The organism is Siminovitchia fortis (assembly GCF_003605365.2).
Lineage (GTDB): Bacteria > Bacillota > Bacilli > Bacillales > Bacillaceae_C > Siminovitchia > Siminovitchia fortis.
Map to the genome: position 1 here is coordinate 1 of NZ_QYTU02000016.1, position 16,004 is coordinate 16,004.

Here is a 16,004-nt window from a genome sequence, read left to right on the forward strand (position 1 = left end):
TCTAACGGCATTTATGCAACGCTAGTGAAAATTGACATATACCTAATTTCTATATATAACCAAGATTCTCCTTCTTAGACAAAACTGACTCCTTACTTTAAGTACAATCCTGCACACCTGGCCGTAATCCGTCATGATCTGATCAAATAATATATCGATATCTGAAGTTTGGAGCTCTTCAGCAGCTGTTTCATTCAAGACTGTAACCCCCTTACCGTACTTTGACATTAGACGAGACGGATGCACTCGTGGTTTCATTCATGTCTTTATTTGTGATGAATAGGAGCTTAAAAGCAATATGATCACCGCACAATGTAACAAAACTAACAATAACTTAGAAGTATTTCAACAATGAAAATACTGGCTTTAATGCATGCCTTTTCATTAAAATTGTTCCATGCTTCTTTCCAATCAAGTAAACTGAATGTAAATAAAGCGCGGGGATGTTAAAAATGATGCACAGAAGATTCTCATTGAATAAAAAGATTTTTGTCATATTACTCATTCTATTTATCGCGGGATATGGTGCTTTTTTTGTGTACTCTTTTCAACATAAGGATAGCGATGAACGCCTCATGACTGATGTAGGTCGTCTTGTTCCCGTTAAAGTGAGGGAAGTAGTTCAAGGGCAAGAAGTCGATCAAATGAAAGATCTTTTGAAAGAGGCGGAAGATAAAAATTTAAAAATTTCAATTGCTGGCAAACAGCACAGCCAGGGTGGACATACATACTATAAAGACGCCATTGTTATGGATATGACTACATATAACAAAGTTCTTGAAGTGGACGAAAAGGAGAAGGTGGTCACTGTCCAAAGCGGAGCGACGTGGGAGGATGTCCAGAAAGCAGTGAATCCTTACGGCTTATCTGTTAAAACAATGCAGGCGCCGAATATTTTCACAGTGGGCGGCTCCATGAGTGTCAATGTGCATGGCCGTGATATTCGTTATGGTCCTCTAATCGAAAGCATCAAGGCTTTTCGGCTTATGAATGCGGATGGAGAAATATTGAATGTGAGCAGAACCGAAAATGAGGAACTGTTCCGGCTGGTGAATGGAGGATACGGGCTTTTCGGAATCATATTGGACGTTGATATTGAACTGACGGATGATGTGCTTTATCGAGTGGAAAACGAATGGATCGATTATCATGATTATCCGGAATATTTTAAAGAAAATGTGCTGGCAAACCCCGAAGTCGAAATGCACAATTCCAGAATATCTGTCGCTCCAAATCACTTTTTAACGGAAATGTATGTGACAAATTATTATTTGGAGAAAGGCGGAAAGAAGCTTGAGGATTACAATGAACTGCAGGATGAAAAATTTGTGAGGCGGAATAGGTTTGCTTTCGGCCTGTCAAGGAAGTTTGATTGGGGGAAAAACTTTGTCTGGTATGTACAAAAGCATGCGTTTAAAGATGGGAAAGTGGAATGGATTTCCCGAAATAATGTGATGCGGCCGGAAGTGAAATTTTTGGACTATGAAGGCAAAAACGATACGGATATTTTGCAGGAATATTTTGTCCCAGTTGATGAATTCCCGGTATTCATTGATAGATTAAGAGATATTTTGGAAGAAGAAAATTTGAATGTCCTGAACATTACCGTAAGATATGTGCCTGAAAATGAAGAAGCCTTCCTTTCTTATGCAAAACAAGATATGTTTGCACTCGTATTTTTAATCAATCAGGGTACTTCTGACAAGGAAATTGAAAAGACGGGAAAAGCTGTAAGGAAACTGATTGATCTTGTATTGGATTTTGATGGATCCTATTACTTGCCTTACTATCATTACCCATCAAAGACGCAGATGAAGGAAGCGTATCCCAATGCCGGCCAGTTTTTTGAAAAGAAAAGGGAATATGATCCGGAGGAAAGGTTTGTAAACCAGTTTTATGAGGAGTATGGCAAATGAGGTGGATTATACTTTCTCAAAGCATTACAATTCTCGGCAGCAGTCTTGTTTTTCCTTTCTATTTGATTTTCATAAAGGAGGTTGGCGGCGGATTTCTTCAATATGGAATCTCTTACGGCTTGTTTACAATCAGTTCGGCTTTTGTGCACGTGATGGTTGGAAGGCTTTCAGACCGGATGGGGAGGAAATTATTTCTTCTCATTAATAGCTGGGGGATGTCCGTTTTGCTCTTATTTTTTCCGCTTGTTATCCATGTTTGGCAGGTATATATTTTGCAAGTTTTATTGGGAGCCGCCGGGGCAATGCAAAAAACAAGTGAAAAAGCAATGCTCGGGGATTTTACGAGTCAATCCAACAGGGGAGCAGCAATCGGATACTACCATTTTTGGACGTCCGTTTTTGCAGGGGCAGCGGTGATGCTCGGAGGTTTGATCATTGACCTTTTTACGATTGATATCATTTTTTATATCAGCTCTTTCATTCTTTTTCTCAGTGGCTTTTTTATTTTAAAAATAAAGGAGAGAAACTATGGATAGTTACGGCAACTGGCTGATTGAAGCGACAATTGACGACATGCAGGGAAAAATGACGGAGGGTGAAGTGACTTCACGCGAGCTGGTACAAATGTATCTGCATAGGATAGCGGCGCACGACGGAAAAATCCATTCCATTTTGGAAATCAATCCGGATGCCCTGCATATCGCTGCGGCACTGGATGAAGAAAGAAAAACTAAAGGGGCGAGGGGGCCGCTTCACGGCATTCCCATCCTTTTAAAAGACAATATCGATACAGGAGATAAGATGCACACATCTGCGGGTTCGTTTGCATTGGCCAATCATATCGCGTCAAGGGATGCCTTTGTTGCCGACCGTTTGAGAAAAGCGGGAGCCGTTTTGCTTGGGAAGACAAACATGACGGAATGGGCCAACTTCATGACAATCGGAATGCCGAGCGGCTACAGTTCAAGAGGCGGACAGACTTTGAATCCTTACGGACCGGGGAAATTGGACGTTGGAGGATCCAGCTCGGGATCCGGTGCGGCGGTCGCCTGCAATTTTGCTGCAGCAGCCATCGGGACTGAAACATCCGGATCGATTTTAAACCCTTCATTGAAAAATTCGCTTGTGGGAATCAAGCCGACAGTCGGGCTTTTAAGCAGGCGGGGCATCATTCCCATTGCGCACAGCCAGGATACGCCCGGCCCCATGGCAAGAACGGTCAAAGACGCCGCCTATCTTCTCGGGGCATTGGCGGGAGCAGATGAAAAAGATCCGGCAACAGGGGCAATTCCGCCTTCGGCTGCAGCAGATTATGTTGCTGAAATTCAGGACACCGATATAAAAGGCGTCCGGATCGGAATTGCGGGTGAGCCGCTCACCCTCCGCTTAAGCAAGCATAAATTAGCTCTGATGGAAGAGGCCAAATCAACTCTAAAGGAGCTTGGAGCAGAACTCATCGAAAATATTCAAATCCCCTCTGCCAGGCATACATGGGGTTTTGACATTTTTACATACGAATTCAAAGTCGGGCTCAATGCGTATCTTCAAAATACCCATCCATCGAATCCAATCCGGTCTCTTGCAGATGTCATAAAATTTAACACAGATCATCCGGACAGAATGCTGAAATACGGGCAAAAGCTATTGGAGATGGCGGAAGAGACGAGCGGTACGCTGACCGAACCGGAATATATTCTCACATTGGATCAGGATCTTCGGCTTTCAAGAGATGAAGGAATCGACCATGCATTGAAAGAGCACCAGCTGGATGCGATAATGTTTGGAGGGGACAGAGGCTCTGTGATCGCAGCCAGGGCTGGATATCCAACCGTCATTGTTCCGGCCGGGTTTGTTCCAAACGGTGAACCGTTCGGCGTTTCTTTTACAGGAACCGCATTTTGTGAAGCTGTCCTATTAAAGATTGCCTATGCTTTTGAACAGGCGGCGCCCCATCGGAAACCACCGAAAATAAGATAAACATTGAAAGGCCTCATTCAAAGAATGGAGGTTTTTTCGTTATTTTTATTAAACCATTTTCTATAAAAAATCACCGGTAACGTTCTATAATGCCTTCAACGTGAAATAGGCTCTTACATCAGTAACAACAACCTAAAAGCATCATATTTTGTTGAGGAGAGCAGAGGTTTTTAAGTATTTCAATTCGACTCTCTTGTCTGGTTTCGGTTTGCCCTAAATATTAAAAACAAAGGGGAGGTACAAATGCAGCATTACCAAAACGAATTGCAAACATTGGGAATGGATAATTACCATGTTAGCGAATTAACTCCTATGAGTTATGTGAGCCAATATCCGACTCAGTTTGACAGTAGGCTTTGTGGTCGTTGTGGCGGTTGTTTTCGCTGTGGTGGTTGTTTTCGCTGTGGCGGTTGTTTTGGCTTTGGTTGTTTTGGCTTTGGCTTTGGTTGTTTTGGAGGATTTTTTATCTAGGTCAAAAGAAAAAATGGTTATTTTATGAAAGAAATCGCCTCTGCATAATCTTATGCAAGGCGTTTCTTTTCTTTTAAGGTAAATATATGTTTTCAAGAATGACTGTCCAGCTCCAGCGCCCAGCGACTAGCAAACTTCGCCCTCCTTTCCTCGAAAAAGCTTCGCTTTTTCTGCGTGGATGTTTATTCGAGGAAGTTGCTCAGAGCACTACGATAAGTCAACATCGGCTCCGACGCACAGGATGTGCTAGTGCAGGCGAAGCGACAGGACGTCGCTGTTTGAGCCTGCCTACGTCGCCGTGTTTCCTTTATCTCATTGCGGAGGGCTCCAGTTTGTACGTCGCTAAACGGGCGCTTGCGCTTTTCTTTTATCATACTGGACAGCTAAAAGTACATAAAATGATAATATGCAATTCGTATCGATTAGGAATAAGGAGGAGCTGAATGTCAAAACTTAACTCGTCCTCACGTCTGAAGGTGAAAAGGGATACATTTTTTCTCCCTGATTCAAAGGGGGGTGTGTATTTCCGAAATAACTTGAGTTCATTTCGAATGGAAGGCAATACGATTTATCAATGGATTGAAAAGTTGATACCGATGTTCAATGGCGAGAAAACATTGGAAGATTTGACAAAGGGATTAACGACACCGTATCGGAACAGGGTTTATGAGATCGGAGAAACGCTGTACAAGAATGGCTTTGTTCGGGATGTAAGCAAAGACACTCCTCATCAGTTAAATAGTTCCGTTCTTGAAAAATATGCTTCGCAAATTGAATTTATAGAGAATTTTGCGGAATCCGGTGCTTATCGTTTTCAAACATATCGTCAAGCTAAAGTTCTGGCTGTTGGCTCAGGCCCCTTTCTAGTTTCATTGGCTTCAGCGTTGATCGAATCGGGGTTGCCTAAATTAAATGTCATGATTACAGATTCTATTCCTACCAGTCGGCTGCGGCTGAACGAACTGGTGCAAAATGCCAGCAAGGCGGATTCCGATGTAGAGTTAGCGGAGGTGCAATTTCAAAAAGAGGCGGGAAAAAGCTTTTGGAAAGAAGTTGTGCATCCCTATGATTGGATTTTGTACGTCTCGCAGGATGGAAATGTAAATGAGCTAAGAAATCTTAACTTAGTTTGCAAAGAGGAAAAGAAGTCATTTGTTCCCGCTATATGTTTACAGCAAGTGGGGCTTTCTGGCCCATTATTTCATCCGGAATCGGAAGGGTGCTGGGAGTCCGCGTGGCGCCGAATCCATCGATCTGCATTGCATCTAGACCAGCGGTCTCATCCTTTCTCTCCAACAACGGGATCGATTCTGGCAAATGTCGCTGTCTTCGAATTGTTTAAGAATGTTACAGGAATTGCAGATTCAGACCAGAGTAATCAAATGTACCTGCTTGATCTTGATACGCTGGAAGGTGATTGGTTATCATTCATCACACACCCGCTGGTTATATCTAGAAGATTTACGCCCAAGCTCGTTGAAGATCTTGATGTAAGGCTCAAACAGGAACCGGCCAGAGATAACCCGCCGACTAACCTCTTGGAACATTTCAGTCGATTAACTTCTGAAAAGATTGGCATATTCCATACATGGGAAGAACGAAGTTTGTCACAGCTTCCGCTTGCCCAGTGTTCTGTTCAGGCGGTTAATCCAATGTCTGAGGGACCGGCAGAGCTTCTGTCAGAAGTTGTCTGTGCCGGCCTAACGCATGAGGAAGCAAAAAGAGAGGCGGGCCTGACTGGCATTGAAATGTATGTTTCACAAATGATCGATTCCTTAGAGTTCAAAAAACAGGATGATAAAGTTAGCGCGAACATAACCGAGGGATTTATAGGCATCGGTGCAGGAGAGACAATTGAAGAGGCTGTATGTCGGGGCTTGCAGGTTTATTTAGAGGAAGAATTGAAAAAAAGAAAGAGTGATCAACAGCATACGATTTTTCATATGCCGTTAGGGTCAATTAAAGATCAGCATTGCAGATTTTATTTAAAAGCTCTGACTACCTTGAACGGTTCACCGACAATCGGCTTGAAAGAGGAAATATTAGGCTTCCCCGTGCTAGGCGTAAGATCAAATGGCCGTTGGTATTCAAATGTAGGTTTAAACACAACATTGGCATTACGAAATGCACTGCAACAAGCGCTTTTGGATACTCCAAATCAGGTGAATTCCGCCATGAGACAAGAGAGGGAGTCAGCGGTTTTACTTAAAAAAACGGAAACCAAGCTTGAAATCCCCTCCTGTGATGAATGGACACAGTTGCAGCTATTACAATCCGCCATTCAAGCTTTAAGTCGAAGCGGCAAACGGCTATTCGTTTATGATCTTACATTTGAACCTTTTCTAAAACAGGAAATGGCAGGGGTGTTTGGTGTGCAGGTACGAGAGGGGGACTCTTGATGGCTGCCCGTATTCTAATTGACGGACAGGGGTTATTAGCGGATTTTGTCTATGATCAATTGTCCGAAAGCTTCATCGTTAAGCGTCAAAGCATAATAGAAGAGGTTCCCGAAGATACAAAACTAGCTCTGGTGCTGCACGATGCCTGGCATCCATCAGTTCATCAAAAAGCGGAAGAAAGATTCAGATCCGCACGTATCCCGTGGCTTCGGGGTTTCGTTTCGTTTGGGGAAGGAATCATTGGTCCATTCGTACGTCCCGATACACCGGGATGTTCCCGCTGTGCAGACTTACGGCGCTTGATAGCCGGACCTGATCGTCAAGAAACATGGAATTTTCAAATGAAAATGGCAGCAGAAGAAAGTGCGAGGCAAGATGCATGGGCATCACGAACCAGCCTATCGCATATGGCAGCTTTGATTTGTAACGAAGTGCAAAAGGTTCTTCAAGGAGAACCCAGCAGCTTGGAAGAAAGGATTTTTATTACGAACCTGAGAACGTTAACGAACTCCAGTCACTTTTTCTTGCCCGACTCATCGTGCCCGGTCTGCAGTCAATTACCTGATGATACATCGGAATTAGCCCGAGTCAAGTTGGAATCAAGTCCGAAAATTAGCAGTGATGGTTATCGCTGTCGCTCGATGGATGAATTAAAAGCCGTGTTGGTCAAAGATTATCTCGATGAACGTACGGGTATCATGAACGGGAAAGTACAGGATTTCACGCTGCCATTTGCGGATGTTATAGTCAACATGCCGCTGTTTGGAGCCGATGAAGGAGTAGCAGGAAGGTCTAATTCTTATGAAATGAGTGAGCTGACTGCCATTCTGGAAGGTTTGGAGCGATATTGCGGGATCGGGCCCCGTGGAAAAAGGACGGTAGTACGTGGTAGTTATCGTCAATTAGAGAATCAAGCACTAAATCCTGCAAGAGTAGGTTTACATGATAAGGAGCAATATGAAAAGCCTGATTTTCCGTTTAAACCGTTTCATCCCGATTATCCAATGAATTGGGTCTGGGGCTACTCGCTTTTACACAATCGTCCTATTCTCGTTCCGGAGTTACTCGCCTATTACAGTTTGGGCTATGGAGAAGGCATTGTTTATGAAACTTCAAATGGATGTGCATTGGGAGGGAGTTTGGAGGAAGCTATTTTCCATGCCATTATGGAGGTCGTCGAGCGAGACTCATTCTTGTTAACCTGGTATGCTCAGCTCCCCCTTCCGGGCATTGACCTTGGCTCTGCCGGTGACAAGGAATTACAGCTGATGGTCGATCGGGTGTGTGAGGTGGCAGGATATGATCTTTATTTTTATAATTCAACGATGGAACATGGGATTCCGAGCGTTTGGGGAGTGGCAAAAAACAGAAAATCAAAGGGGTTAAACCTCATTTGTGCAGCCGGAGCTAACCCTGATCCTGTAAGGGCTGTAAAAAGTACAATTTACGAACTCGCAGGAATGATGTCTAGGCATGGCGATAAACTGGAGGAAAACCGCCAAAAATATGAAAGGATGCTGCGAGATCCGTTCGCTGTGCGCACCATGGAAGACCATGGCCTGCTCTACGGTCTGCCGGAAGCGGAAGAACGACTGAATTTTTTAATGAATGACCACCGTCCTTTACGGACATTTGCTGAGGAATTCGAGCGGCCGCCAAGAAATAATGATTTAAAGGATGATCTTCAGGATATTCTTAACAGGTTCCGCCGATTAAACCTTGAAGTTATTGTGGTTGACCAAACATCACCTGTAACCAAACGGAACGGGTTATTCTGTGTAAAGGTATTGATTCCTGGGATGTTACCGATGACATTTGGGCATCATCTAACCCGTGTGAAAGGGCTGGAGAGGGTGCTCACGGTACCAATGCAACTGGGATTTATGAAGGCACCGTTATCGTATGAACAGCTAAATCCAAATCCCCATCCGTTCCCGTAATGGTAGAGTAGGAGGCGTTCGATTGGAACTGGAAACATTTCTGCACCATCTGCATTTCAACACGGAAAAAGTCTCTCCGCCGGATTGGCAGGTGGATTGGGAAGACGCACCGCTTCCCTATAAACTGTACCGGGGACTACCAGAGATTCCGCTTAACGCAGATGTGCCTTTAAAGCTCGAGAAAAGGGAAGCACATCTAAAACCCGGACTGGTGGAGTTGGGTCATTTCTTATGGTATGTATATGGTCTTACTCAATACTCTCAGTTCGCTTTTAACGAGGGTAAAGCCCAGTCGTTACGGAGGTTTGTTCCCTCTGGAGGGGCACTGTATCCTAATGAAATATATGTATATGTAAATTTCGAAGAAGCTCCAGAGGGCATTTACCATTATGATGTGGCACATCACCGCCTCATTTTGGTGCGAGAAGGAAATTACGATTTCTACTTATCCAGAAGTCTGGAAAATGGTGATCATATTCCGGACTGTTTTTGCACCATTTTCGTCTCAACAGTTTTTTGGAAAAATTTCTATAAATATAATAACTTTTCCTACAGACTCCAAGGGCTGGATGCAGGTGTGATTATTGGGCAATCGTTGAAAGTGGCCAATCGGATGGGGTTTTCTGCACGGGTATGCTACCAATTTCTTGATCGGGCGATCAATCATTTGCTTGGGCTGTCCGATCATGATGAAAGTGTCTATGCCGTGATCCCATTATCTATGAACCAATCAATCAATGTCGTTGACAACGATCATCGCAAAGAGGAAATTGTTTCAGCCTCTGAATTGTGCAAGGAAGTGCCGTTATTAAAGCATGACACCTATAACCGTTCAAAGAGAATCCTTGATTATCCGATGCTGAAAAAAGTCAATGAAGCTTCAATGTTTGAAACAACGGAGTCATTTGTGAAGATAAAGAATAATAAACGTACAAAGCATTCCTTAGGTACAGAGATGATCTTGCTGCCGTTTACGGAGAGCTTTTCGTACGATCTCGCATCCGTTTGCAGGGAGCGGTATTCACCTGATATCGATTTTATAATAGGGAAAGTGAGTCAAACACAACTATCCACTTTATTGAAAGAAACCTTTTCTTTCTCGTATCAGAGTGACCTTGACGAATCGAATGGAAATATTGAGACACGTATTTCTTTGTATGGCAGTTTTTATAACGTAGAGGGAGTCCCAGATGGTGTCTACTCTTATGACAATAGCGTTCATGCACTTCGAAAGATAAATCAGGGGGATCACCGGGAGTTTTTACAAAATGGATTAACAATCCCCAATGTAAATCTGTATCAAGTTCCGCTTTGTTTGCATGTCGTTGGCGAAAGGGATCACCTCAGAGAAGAATTGAGGTATAGGGGTTATCGCATTCAGCAGATGGAAGCGGGCATTCTCGTCCAACGACTGCTTCTGGTGTCGTGTGCCTTAGGAATGGGAGGGCATCCACTGCTGGGCTTCGATGCAAACCGTTGTGATGAGCTTTACAGGATTGATTCGAAAGGAAAAACCTGCTTGATCCAAATCCCGGTCGGTCCATACCGTCCGCGCGCCTGGTTAAAAGGGAGTTTGCATAGCTAGCAAGGACTAGAGTAGAAATTTGTTTTCTGGGTGAGTTGAACTGATTATAATCAACAGAAAGCCGGAATCTATCTATGAAAATAGACAGATTCCGGTTTTCTTTTCGCTATGAATGGTATAGGGAAAATAGAATTATTTATAGATTGGAAGGTGCTTTTCAATGAGTTTGACTGAGTGGCTGGCATTCATCATGTTTTGTATATTGATTCTTTGCATTTTAGTTCCCCTTGTTACCATTGTTTGGATTTACATTTTGGACCGCCGGCAAAAAGAACACTCTGTCCTAAGAAATTATCCGGTGCTTGGAAACGTTCGTTACTTTATGGAAAATATCGGGCCGGAGCTCAGGCAGTATTTGTTCGCCAATAACCGTGAAGGCAAGCCATTCTCCAGGTTCCAGTATGAAAATGTTGTTAAAGCCGGAAAGTATAAAGAGCGGATTCTAGGCTTTGGGTCGGAGCGTGATTTTGAAGAGCCGGGCTTTTACATAAGGAACGCCATGTTCCCAAAATTGAATGAGGAACTTAGGAGCGACCAGAACCCAAAAATCAAGACAAAACTCTATAAGATTGACCATGAAGGCCTGTTTAACCGTAGAGAGCACCGGGAGGATGCCATTGTAGATCCTTATTATCTAACGGACGAGGACGCCGTCGTAATCGGCGAACACACATGCAGATTTCCGTTCAAAGCAAAGGGGCTTGTCGGCCAGTCTGCGATGAGTTACGGGGCGTTGGGCAAAAATGCCATCACCGCATTATCCAGAGGATTGGGGCTTGCCGGAGGCACCTGGATGAACACTGGTGAAGGAGGGCTGTCCAAATATCATTTGGAAGGTGACGTGGATATTATCATGCAAATCGGCCCGGCTTTATTTGGAGTGAGAACACTGGATGGAGATTTCTCCTGGGAATTATTCAAGAAAAAAAGCGAAATCGAAAAAATCAAAGCGTTTGAATTAAAGCTTGCCCAGGGGGCAAAAACAAGAGGAGGACATATACTTGGGGAAAAAGTGACCCCTGAAATTGCGGGAATCCGGAATGTCGCGCCATGGAAAACGATTGACAGCCCGAACCGATTCCGGGATTTTCATGATACAACCAGTCTGATGGATTTTGTCGAGGAACTGAGAGAAGTCGGAGGGAAGCCTATAGGAATCAAGGTTGTTGTCGGTTCAAAAGCGGAAGCCGAAAAGCTGGCCGGCGAAATGGCTGCATGCGGTAAAGTGCCTGATTTCATAACAGTAGATGGGGGAGAAGGCGGAACGGGGGCGACCTTCCAGGAGCTTTCGGATGCAGCCGGCCTGCCGCTTTTTTCGGCTTTGCCCATTCTCGATGAAATGCTGAAAAAGTACAAGATCCGTGATAAACTAAAAATTATTGCGTCAGGCAAGCTGGTTACGCCTGACAAGGCCGCTTATGCGCTCTCCCTTGGCGCCGATCTCGTGAACACAGCAAGGGGAATGATGATTTCAGCCGGTTGCATCATGGCGCAGGTCTGCCACAATAATACATGCCCCGTAGGGGTAGCTACGACAGACCCTCACCGTGAAAAAGCGCTTGTCATTGAAGAAAAAATGTACAGGGTAGCAAATTATATTATTTCCCTTCGCGAAGGTTTGTTCAATCTGGCCGCTTCGGCAGGGATAGCGACTCCCGCAGAGTTTAATGAAGAGCATGTAATGTTCAAAAAAGAATCCGGCGAAATTTTGACCGGGGAGGAATACAAAAAGAATATTTTGGTCTCACCTGCGGCCCATGAAAAGAGGGAACTAAACGCAGAGACCCGGGCCAAATGAAATGAGGAAAAATGATGACCGAGACAAAGGATATGATAGGCAGGCTGAAACCTGCGATAAAGGAATTATGGGAAAAATCCGACTTTAATGAATTGACGGCTGTACAGCAGAAAGCCATTCCCTTGATATATGAAGGAAAAGACATAATCGCAAAGTCCCCGACAGGCACCGGCAAAACGCTTGCTTACCTTTTGCCGCTCCTTGACCGGGTGGACGAATCAAAGCAGATGACCCAGGCGCTGATCCTTGCACCTTCAAGAGAGCTGGTTATGCAAATCCACCAGGAAGTCCAAAATTGGTCGGCGGGAACCGGTATAACAAGTGCTGCTCTTGTCGGAGGAGCCAATATCAAACGTCAAGTGGACAGGTTGAAAAAGAAGCCCCATGTCTTGACAGGGACACCCGGCAGGATATTGGAGCTCATTCAGATGAAAAAACTAAAAATGCATGAAGTGAAAACGATTGTTTTGGATGAAGGCGATCAGCTTATGAATAAGGAACATTTGGAAACAGTCCGCACAATCGTTAAATCAACATTAAATGACCGCCAGCTTCTCCTTTTTTCCGCGACTAGCCTGGAGGACCCCGATCAGGTAAAGGCCATGATCGGAAGAGAACCGGAAATGCTTACGGCGGAAAAATCAGTTTCCATTCCTTCCTCTATCAATCACTGTTATTTGTTATGCGAGCCGCGGGAAAAAACGAAGCTGCTAGGTAAAATTGCCAAGATGGACGGCATGAAGGGGCTTGTTTTTATCAGATCTGTCGGCAATATGAATGTGATTGCAGATAAACTGGAATATGAGGGGGTAAGACTTGAACTCCTTCACAGCGATCTTGGAAAACACGAAAGGGAAAGGGCCTTAAAAAGGCTGCAAACAGGAGAGATCAGTATTTTACTGGCTACCGATATTGCGGCCCGTGGCCTGGACGTCAGCGGTTTGAACCATGTGATCCAATTCGATCTTGCGGAAGATGCTTCCCAATACGTACATCGTGCAGGGAGGACGGGAAGGATGGGAGCAGCCGGCACGGTTGTGACCCTAGCCAATCCGAGAGATGAGAGGGAATTGAAAAAATACTCGCGTGAACTTGGATTCCCCATTGAAAGAAAGCGGCTGTATAAAGGCAAATTTGCCGGCTTCAAGCACGTAAATTAAGAAAAGCGCAAGGCGCGCAGCCTATTGGCGCAAAGCATAAGATGAGCGCCGAAGAAGGCAGTAAAAAAGGTGACCGTTCACTGTAAGGAGGGCGGTCACCATCTTAATGGTATATAAAGGACGTCGGCCAGCTCCGGAAAGTCAATGAACGGATTCCGGTTCCCTTGAATGTGATAAATGGCCTGGTTCCGGTGCTTTTCATACAGGTCTGGAGGAAATTGTTCGTTCCACCTTCTTAACAGGTTAAAATTGACCTTGCTTCTGAACCGCTTTTTAATGGATTTCGGGTAGCGGAGCAGAAAATAGAGCATGGCCCTGGAAGCGGTCCCTTTCCCGAATTCAGGTTCGAACAGATCTGAAGCTGCGACACCGCAGTGATTTCTGATTGTTTCGGCAGGAGACTCGGGGTTATAGTCCGGAAAATCGAAGTAGGGAAAATTGGAGCGGACGGCATTGCAGCTTGGTTCGCAGGCAAATAGATGGTGCAAGTCCCCTTTCATGGGTTCGCGGCCGATGAACCACGACTGCGGCACAATATGTTCCGCATTAAACTTGAGTTCCTCCGGAACCGGCTGGTGTAAGGGAGCCTGTCCCCTCTTGGCAAGAAATTCCTGGAATTCGTCATAGCGCCGGCTTACTTCAAAGTCTTTTCTGATCAATTCCGCCGGGTCGTCCTCCTTTCCGGAGTAAATGCTTTTGATTGTACAGTCCGGCTGCAGGTCGACCCATGTGTATAAAAATTGGTCTTTGCTTATAAAATAGGGGAGCCTGTTCTTGTGAGTCCGTTCCAAGAGCGAATGGAGCTGCTGGAATTTCGGCTTCCGGATATTCACTTTACGGTAATATTTCTTAACCGCTTCCCGATCCTTTTTTTCATCGTAATAGACAATATCTTCTTCTCTCAGTCTGCGAAGGGTTCTTTCCAGCTCTTCAAAGGATGGTTCAAGATGAACGGCCATGATATTCACTCCGTCCGCTGTCTGAAAATGCCGATCTCTTAAAATAGGAATGTTCCGTCCCTAGCTCGCGGTTCATCAATATTTCCATTTCTTCCAAATGTCCGCGATTCACCACCGGATCCAAATCCGACCAGCGAACCGTATATATAAAATAGTAATCTTTGATTTGTCTAAAAATAACGTCTGAATGAAAAAAGGGTTCAAAACGGGCTTTAATATTATAATGCCTCATGTATGACCAGTCGAGCAGTTCCATATTTCACCTTTCCCTTCCTTTCATCTATTATAATCTTTAGGCGGAAAAACTGGAATACATAGGTTCAATTGTTTTCATTTGGGGGAAAATATATAAAAGAGGATGTTCAAAAAGTCGCCAAATGATAAGCGGCGAATCTCTTCGTTGGCTCGTTTCTGTGCTGCTCATGTATTTAAAAGCATACATTCCGCTGCGCGAAACTAGCCGCCTCGACCTTCTTGCTTCTGATTTGTCAACTTTTTGAACACGCACTAAAAGCGAAGCCGGGGAGGAATGATCATGAGCCAAAATAGTTCAGGTTTCGGATCTGTTTTTTCAAATATAAAAAATCATATTGATAAGCTTCCTATATCAGGAAAATCCAAGCAAAAAATAATGTCCAAGCTCAGCGAACTGAAAGAGCTGACGGTTGAAGCGCGGGAACCACGGATTGCCCTGGTCGGAAGGAGAGGCGCCGGAAAGTCGTCGCTCATCAATGCATTATTTGGTGAGGAAAAGCAAATGGTAAGCTCCGTAAAGGCAGGAACCGGCCAAGGAAAATGGCTTTGGTATCCGTCGGATGATGATAAAAAAATCAGACTGCTGGATTCCCGTGGACTCGGTGAAAGCGAAAGGCCGCTTGAATCGATAGACACTGACACGGCTGTTTCCCAGTTGAAAAAGGAGTTGGAAGCCGAACAGCCCGATGTATTCCTGTTTTTGATCAAAGCAAAGGAAACGGATGCGCGGGTGGAAGAGGATTTGCAGGAATTGAACGGATTGCGGGCGTTTATCAAGGAAATCCATCATTATGATGTGCCGGTCATTTGTGTAGTCACGCAGGTGGACGAGCTCGATCCGCCTTACTATAAGCAATTGCCGCTGGATGCGAACCCGGAAAAAGCGAAAAACATCAAAACGGCGATGAAGCTGATGGAAAAGCGGTTTAAAGAAAATGATATTCCTCTTATCACAACGGTTCCAGTCTGTACGTATGTTGATTTTGATGAGTCCGGAAAAGTCGTGTACGATATGCGCTGGAACGTCGATGAACTGGCGGAATATCTCGTGGAAGTTCTGCCGAACGATGCCAAGCTGAAAACAGCGAAGGCGTCCAAGGCGGTTTCCGCTAAAAAAAAAGCGGCCAAAAAAGTCATCGTAACCATGTCCGGAATGGCCGTACTGATCGGGATTGAGCCAGTACCGTTCGCCGATATGCCTCTGCTCACCGGGCTGCAGGCTTTGATGATCATGGCTATTGCCTATATTGCCGGAAGGGAAGTCAACCGGGTGGCTGCCGCCGAATTTATCGGCGCAGTCGGAGCCAATCTCGGAGTGGCGTTCGCCGTAAGGGAAGGTGTCCGCTCGGCGGCCAAGATGATCCCCGCTGCCGGCAACATGATTTCCGGGGCCGTGGCAGGTGCCGTCACCTATGGAATCGGACAGGCAGGCATCGCCTATTATCTTGAAGGAAAAGACTTGAAAAGGGCGAAAGAAGCCTTTGAAAGAGGAAAGAAACAATTTCGGAAAGACCGGAAAAGCGAAGAAGATTAAAAAATAGGGG

Annotated in this window: 13 protein-coding genes; 10 read left to right on the forward strand and 3 right to left on the reverse strand. The window is 44.8% G+C overall.

Annotation, left to right across the window (positions count from 1 at the left end; genetic code table 11):
- Positions 1-42: 42 nt before the first annotated feature.
- Positions 43-198, reverse strand: coding sequence for a hypothetical protein (locus D4N35_RS18275; RefSeq protein WP_186306625.1), 156 nt, complete (start codon positions 196-198; stop codon positions 43-45).
- 275 nt (positions 199-473) lie between these two features.
- On the opposite strand from D4N35_RS18275, the gene D4N35_RS08535 reads away from it, so the two are divergent.
- The 9 genes from D4N35_RS08535 (at position 474) to D4N35_RS08575 (ending at position 13,246) form a co-directional block, all read left to right on the forward strand.
- Positions 474-1,916 (forward strand): FAD-binding oxidoreductase, encoded by a 1,443-nt coding sequence (locus tag D4N35_RS08535; RefSeq protein WP_430722765.1) that lies wholly within the window; start codon positions 474-476, stop codon positions 1,914-1,916.
- Positions 1,913-2,452, forward strand: a complete 540-nt coding sequence (locus D4N35_RS08540) for an MFS transporter (protein WP_120072477.1) — start codon at positions 1,913-1,915, stop codon at positions 2,450-2,452. Before D4N35_RS08535 ends, D4N35_RS08540 begins: the two co-directional genes overlap by 4 nt.
- Complete coding sequence (locus D4N35_RS08545) at positions 2,445-3,893, forward strand: amidase family protein (RefSeq protein ID WP_120072479.1); 1,449 nt, start codon at positions 2,445-2,447, stop codon at positions 3,891-3,893. The genes D4N35_RS08540 and D4N35_RS08545 overlap by 8 nt, the downstream gene beginning before the upstream one ends.
- Before the next feature lie 243 nt (positions 3,894-4,136).
- Positions 4,137-4,364, forward strand: a complete 228-nt coding sequence (locus D4N35_RS08550; protein ID WP_120072481.1) for a heterocycloanthracin/sonorensin family bacteriocin — start codon at positions 4,137-4,139, stop codon at positions 4,362-4,364.
- 443 nt (positions 4,365-4,807) lie between these two features.
- Entirely contained in the window at positions 4,808-6,763 is a 1,956-nt protein-coding gene (locus tag D4N35_RS08555) for a putative thiazole-containing bacteriocin maturation protein (RefSeq protein ID WP_120072483.1), read from the forward strand.
- Positions 6,763-8,703 (forward strand): TOMM precursor leader peptide-binding protein, encoded by a 1,941-nt coding sequence (locus D4N35_RS08560; protein WP_120072485.1) that lies wholly within the window; start codon positions 6,763-6,765, stop codon positions 8,701-8,703. The genes D4N35_RS08555 and D4N35_RS08560 overlap by 1 nt, the downstream gene beginning before the upstream one ends.
- A 22-nt stretch (positions 8,704-8,725) precedes the next feature.
- Complete coding sequence (locus tag D4N35_RS08565; RefSeq protein ID WP_120072487.1) at positions 8,726-10,288, forward strand: SagB family peptide dehydrogenase; 1,563 nt, start codon at positions 8,726-8,728, stop codon at positions 10,286-10,288.
- Between the two features lie 160 nt (positions 10,289-10,448).
- Positions 10,449-12,086, forward strand: coding sequence for an FMN-binding glutamate synthase family protein (locus tag D4N35_RS08570; protein ID WP_120072489.1), 1,638 nt, complete (start codon positions 10,449-10,451; stop codon positions 12,084-12,086).
- A gap of 11 nt (positions 12,087-12,097) precedes the next feature.
- A complete protein-coding gene (locus tag D4N35_RS08575) occupies positions 12,098-13,246 on the forward strand; it encodes a DEAD/DEAH box helicase (RefSeq protein WP_328591074.1) in 1,149 nt (382 codons plus the stop codon).
- 95 nt (positions 13,247-13,341) lie between these two features.
- Here D4N35_RS08575 and D4N35_RS08580 read toward each other — a convergent pair whose 3' ends face one another.
- Positions 13,342-14,205 carry an endonuclease I family protein gene (locus D4N35_RS08580; RefSeq protein WP_120072493.1) on the reverse strand — a complete coding sequence of 288 codons (864 nt, stop codon included), beginning with the start codon at positions 14,203-14,205 and terminating at the stop codon, positions 13,342-13,344.
- A complete protein-coding gene (locus D4N35_RS08585; protein WP_208646286.1) occupies positions 14,189-14,461 on the reverse strand; it encodes a protein YuzH in 273 nt (90 codons plus the stop codon). Before D4N35_RS08585 ends, D4N35_RS08580 begins: the two co-directional genes overlap by 17 nt.
- Positions 14,462-14,740: 279 nt before the next feature.
- Between D4N35_RS08585 and D4N35_RS08590 the strand changes: the two genes are divergently transcribed.
- Positions 14,741-15,994, forward strand: coding sequence for a GTPase (locus D4N35_RS08590; protein WP_164876321.1), 1,254 nt, complete (start codon positions 14,741-14,743; stop codon positions 15,992-15,994).
- Positions 15,995-16,004: the final 10 nt, after the last annotated feature.

Coding starts and splice junctions, on each gene's coding strand:
- D4N35_RS08540 (WP_120072477.1), top strand. CDS start 1,913: ATGAGGTGGATTATACTTTCTCAAAGCATTACAATTCTCGGCAGCAGT.
- D4N35_RS08545 (WP_120072479.1), top strand. CDS start 2,445: ATGGATAGTTACGGCAACTGGCTGATTGAAGCGACAATTGACGACATG.
- D4N35_RS08550 (WP_120072481.1), top strand. CDS start 4,137: ATGCAGCATTACCAAAACGAATTGCAAACATTGGGAATGGATAATTAC.
- D4N35_RS08555 (WP_120072483.1), top strand. CDS start 4,808: ATGTCAAAACTTAACTCGTCCTCACGTCTGAAGGTGAAAAGGGATACA.
- D4N35_RS08560 (WP_120072485.1), top strand. CDS start 6,763: ATGGCTGCCCGTATTCTAATTGACGGACAGGGGTTATTAGCGGATTTT.
- D4N35_RS08570 (WP_120072489.1), top strand. CDS start 10,449: ATGAGTTTGACTGAGTGGCTGGCATTCATCATGTTTTGTATATTGATT.
- D4N35_RS08575 (WP_328591074.1), top strand. CDS start 12,098: ATGATGACCGAGACAAAGGATATGATAGGCAGGCTGAAACCTGCGATA.
- D4N35_RS08580 (WP_120072493.1), bottom strand. CDS start 14,205: ATGGCCGTTCATCTTGAACCATCCTTTGAAGAGCTGGAAAGAACCCTT.
- D4N35_RS08585 (WP_208646286.1), bottom strand. CDS start 14,461: ATGGAACTGCTCGACTGGTCATACATGAGGCATTATAATATTAAAGCC.
- D4N35_RS08590 (WP_164876321.1), top strand. CDS start 14,741: ATGAGCCAAAATAGTTCAGGTTTCGGATCTGTTTTTTCAAATATAAAA.